This window comes from Ferruginibacter sp., from assembly GCF_014377975.1.
Classification (GTDB): Bacteria; Bacteroidota; Bacteroidia; order Chitinophagales; family Chitinophagaceae; genus Ferruginibacter.
In genome coordinates, this window is record NZ_JACMOO010000417.1 from 1 (window position 1) to 4,894 (window position 4,894).

The window sequence follows — 4,894 nt, forward strand, 5'->3', positions numbered from 1 at the left end:
CTACTTTTGATTCTACCAGGGGGTATCCTTCTACAGAAAAAATTTATTCACTGATTGATAAGTTAAGAGCATATATCGGCAGCCAACAAGCACTGGCAACCGATTCGCCGATGCTGAATATTTATTCAAGAGATAATAAAATTTTTTTTATCCGGGTCGCCTTTCCTACCAATAAAACCCTGCCGTCGAAAGGCGATATTGCATTCAGAAAAATGTTGTATGGGGGCAACATATTAACCGCACTTGTAAAAGGAGCACCCAACAAAGCTGATAGTGCCATAGGAACAATGGAAAACTATTTAAGCGATTTCGAATTAGAATCGCCTGCTATACCATTCTATTCGCTTGTAACCAATAGGCTGGCAGAAAGAGACAGCACGAAATGGATTACAAAGATCTATTACCCTGTGATGTTTTATAAGTAAGGACTCAACTTTGGGTGATGGGCTATTGCTGCAATAGGTAATAAAAAATATACAGCAAATAAGAAATGTATTTACGATAACGCCTGTTATTTCTTATACATCCTCTCTCCAAATTTAATCAGCATAGCACTGTCACTATTGCGTGCAAGAATAAACGCAGGTTGCTTGCCAATGGTTACAGGTTTTATGTGGCGCACCTGTCCTTTTACGGCAAGCCCATTAATTGTTTCGGCTAAAAAATTGCCTTTCCCTTTATTGATTAAGATGGTGCCGAAGTCTGCATCGTACCTGCCCATTTCAATATTGGGATCGTAATAATTTCCCATTATTAAAATATCCGGAAGATTATCATCATTGGCATTTACTACTACTGCATCTTTCATAGAAGAAAACTGTGCTTCCATTGGCAAAGCCTTCGTTTCAAAATGCAGATTACCCTTATTAATTAGCACCGCACTGGATAAATAAGTTGCTGTTAATTTCGTTGCTTCATCCAGTTTTTCCGAAGTAAATAATTCCTGCAAAGTGGCTTTGGCAAAATCTCCGGCATATAAAAATTTCTTTTTTAATACCGGCATTTGTTTTTCCAATTCTACCTTGTTGGCAAATGGAATTTCTTTGCCTTCCAGGTAATAAGTTAGTACCTGTTCTTTTTTTCCATTACCATCAAAGTCGTTAAAGTAAAGCCGCAATGGTTCTTTATCCGAAGCTTTCAGCCGGCTGTTTAAGCCAAGGTTACCGGCTATTAAATCTATGTCGCCATCAATGTCAATATCAACCGGTAAAATAAAATTCCACCAGCCATTTTTGTCTGTCAATATTTTTTTAGTGAATTTCCCTTTGTTATTTACAAACGCTTCAATACCGCCCCACTCCAATGAAAGCAGTAAATCTTTGTCGCCATCTTTATCTATATCAAACCACAAAGCCTGTGTTACAAAACCTGCCAGCGAAAGTTCAGGTGCATACATTTTTGTAACATCTGTAAACTTCCCGGTTTTATCATTCATTAATAAATACGATTGGGGTACTTGTCCATATTCCCAGGGCACTGCCCTGCCGCCAATGAATAAATCGATAAAACCATCGCCATTAAAATCATACGGCACAACAGTTGATGCAGTTAAAAATAAATTGGTAAAAGCATTTTCCAGTTTGGTAAAATTTGCTTTCCCGTCATTGAGGTAAACCCTTGGTGAGTTATGAAATTCATCACCAAAAAATTCGTTACCCCCACTGGCAACAATTAAATCAATATTCCCGTCATTGTTTACATCGGCAAAACAGGCATCGGTGTTTTCATAGATGCTATCCTTATCAAGAACGGGTTGTTGGCTCCTGGTAAATTTGCCGGAATTTTGCTGCAGAAATACAGCTGGCAAATGATTTCTTGATGATCCAATGAATACATCTTCCAGGCCATCATGATTGATATCTGCAACAGCAAGCGCCGGTCCTTCTGTTGATAGCATATGCGGTATAAGCGGCTCTCGGTCAAACTCTGCAAATTGATTTTCTTTGTGCAGGTAATCTAAACTTGCCGCATGGGTTATATCCACCATCGGCGTTGTCGAATTTTTTATACGACTGGTTAACTGGCTGTAATTGAATTTCGGCAACCCTGACTGGTACTGCATATTAATAGAAGACTTTCCGACCGGCATTGTAACGTGCTGAAAAGAATTATCGGGCCAGATCAATAACATAGAATCTATAACACTGTTTTCAATACCAATTAAAACAGGATTTTCCATGCTGGATAAAAATCCTTTTACCGGGTATTTTTCATAAGTTCTTACATCATTTTTTGTATACACAATTACCCTTGAACCAATAGCATTAATATTTTTTTTATCTCCTTTTAATGATATGGTAACGGATGATTTTTTACCCGGCTTATTATTTTTATTTTCATACAGCAACACCGGCGCATCTATATTATTTACCACAATATCCAGGTCCCCATCATTGTCTAAATCTGCATATACTGCACCATTGGAAAAGGTCGGTTGATTGCCCTCAATGCCGGTTGCCACATCTGTAAAAGATAAGTTGCCGTTATTTTTATAAAATTTATTGGGCAATTTAATTTCAGGAAATTTGTTGATGAGGGCCAGATCTTTTCCCTGCATATTGTTGTCACGGATCATTTGCTGTATCTCTCCATTGGTTACAAAGTTGATGTAATCAATATCATTCATCCGCTTGGGAATACCATTGGAAATAAACAAATCTTTTAAACCATCATTATCAAAATCAACCCACAATGGTGCCCACGACCAGTCGGTTGCAGCAATGCCGCTGTACAAACCTACTTCACTAAAAAGTTGGTTGCGCCTGTTATACTGAAAATTATTTCGGGTGTATTGATGCCCATAGCCAGCCCCAATTTTAAAATTAAAAATATCCAATGCATCTTCTCCCAACGACCTTTTTAAAATGTATGGATCGGCGGGTAACATATCCACAGAAATAATTTCCGGAAACGCATCGTTGTTTACATCTGCAACATCCACCCCCATAGAATACTGGCTGGTATGCATCATCCGCTCTTGTCCTTCCTCGGTAAAGGTTCCGTTCTTTTGATTGATGTACAAATAATCGTTTTCATGAAAATCGTTACCTACATAAATATCAGGATAGCCATCTAAATTGATGTCGGCAATTACTACTCCCAGGCCATATCCAATGGCTGTGCTGCTGATGCCGGTTTGCTTAGTTACATCTTTAAATATATTTCCTTCATTTCTAAAAATCCGGTCGCCGGATAAGGAATCGTAGGTACCAATAAAATCTTTTCTTGGCCTGAATGTTCCATTCTCGTGCACCGAGTGATTGAGCAAAAACATATCGAGATCGCCATCATTATCGTAATCAAAAAAAGCTGCCTGTGTGCTGAAGCCGGAAAAATTTAATCCATATGCTGTTGCCTGGTCTTTAAATGTAGGGATGCCATTTTTATCATTGCCCTGGTTAATGAGCAATTGATTGGTGCTATGCAAAATTTCATATTTACCTACCCGGCACACATACATATCCATTAATCCATCATTGTTGATATCTACTACGGATATGCCTGTTGTCCATCCGCCGTCTTCAGGAATGCCTGCTTCTTTTGTGATATCCTTAAACTTAATTCCCCCAACATTCAGGTACAATTTATTGTCATGCTGATTGGAGCCAAAAAATAAATCTGTTAATCCATCATTGTTAAAATCGGCAGCCCCAACCCCACTGCCGTTGTAGAAATACATGTACTTAAATAAATTAAATTGCTGGTTGTAAGAAAGGTTATTGCTAAAGTCGATCCCTGTTCTTTTATTGTCCAGTGTTTCAAACATTACAACCTCCGTTGCCTTTTTTTTGGATGTGCATGCAGCAAAAAAAGCTGTCATCAGCAGTAAAAGTATCAGTGTGTTATTTCTACCAAATAAGTTCATATATAAAACTGAAGTTCAGTTATTTTATCAATTGAAATAAAACAGGTTGTTCGTTGTTTTGTGTTATCAGCAGCAACCTTTTGCCTGCTGTTGCAATTTCTTTTATATCCTTTATCGCTCCTCTAAGGCTTAGGCCCGATTTGCGGGGTTCTATCCACTTAAATTTACCTGTTCCATCATTCAACAGCACATGACCATAACTGCCATCGAGCCGGCCAAACTGTGGCGGAAAATCGAACAGATTGCCGCCCAATATAAGGTCTACTTTTTTATCGCCATTAACATCTGCAGTACTGATGGCGTTTACACTCGACAGCTGCACCATCGTGGGCAGGGGCTGTATCGTAAAGCTTCCTTTGCCATCGTTGATGGCTACTATTGACTTGCAGTAATTGAATTCCTTTTTGCCCGACTTTTCCAGCACCGCCTTACCAAATAAATCCTGTATCGTTTTGCCGGCGTAGTCGCTGTGTTTTAAATTCTCTTTCTTTAAGCCCGGAAACTGATCGGTAATTTCACGCTTTAAAAATACCGGCATGTCTTTACCGTCAATGGTTCTGGTTATAAATTGTTCGGCGGTGCCGTTGTTGTCAAAGTCGCTGGTCCACAATCGTACCGGGTTTTCTTTGCCGGGTTTCAGGTAAAAGTTCTCGCCGATATTGCCTATCACTAAATCCATTTTTCCATCGCCGTTTAAATCGGCTGCTGCTATTGTTTGCCACCAGCCATGTTTATCTTCCAGGTTGGTATGTTGCAATAATTCAAACTTGTTAGCCGCTTTGTTATATGTGAATATTTGGGTGGCCATCCACTCGCCGGTAATGATTAATTCTTTCCTGTTATCGCCTGTTACATCGGCCCATATTGCGCCGGTAATCATGCCTGCATTGGCTATAGCAGGGTTCATGGACTGGGTTACATCTGTAAAGTGACCCTTGCCATCGTTTTGGTACAAATAGCTTTGCGGCGTTACGCCATAGTTGTAAGGAATGCTTCTGCTGCCTACAAATAAATCTTCGTCGCCATCGC

The 4,894-nt window shown here is 39.4% G+C and carries 2 protein-coding genes and 1 pseudogene; 1 reads left to right on the plus strand and 2 read right to left on the minus strand.

Annotation, left to right across the window (positions count from 1 at the left end):
* Positions 1 to 425 (plus strand): annotated as a pseudogene (locus H7254_RS20305) (hypothetical protein); the annotation flags it as partial.
* Positions 426 to 511: 86 nt separating this feature from the next.
* Here the strand turns inward: H7254_RS20305 and H7254_RS20310 are convergent.
* Together H7254_RS20310 and H7254_RS20315 are read right to left on the minus strand one after the other, a co-directional pair.
* Complete coding sequence (locus H7254_RS20310) at positions 512 to 3,865, minus strand: VCBS repeat-containing protein (RefSeq protein WP_301934712.1); 3,354 nt, start codon at positions 3,863 to 3,865, stop codon at positions 512 to 514.
* Positions 3,866 to 3,884: 19 nt separating this feature from the next.
* Positions 3,885 to 4,894 (minus strand): VCBS repeat-containing protein (locus H7254_RS20315; RefSeq protein WP_301934713.1); only part of this gene is annotated, 1,010 nt, incomplete at its 5' end.

Bases quoted from the DNA above. Each gene is read 5' to 3' on its own strand.
- H7254_RS20310 (WP_301934712.1), bottom strand. From the start codon at position 3,865: ATGAACTTATTTGGTAGAAATAACACACTGATACTTTTACTGCTGATG.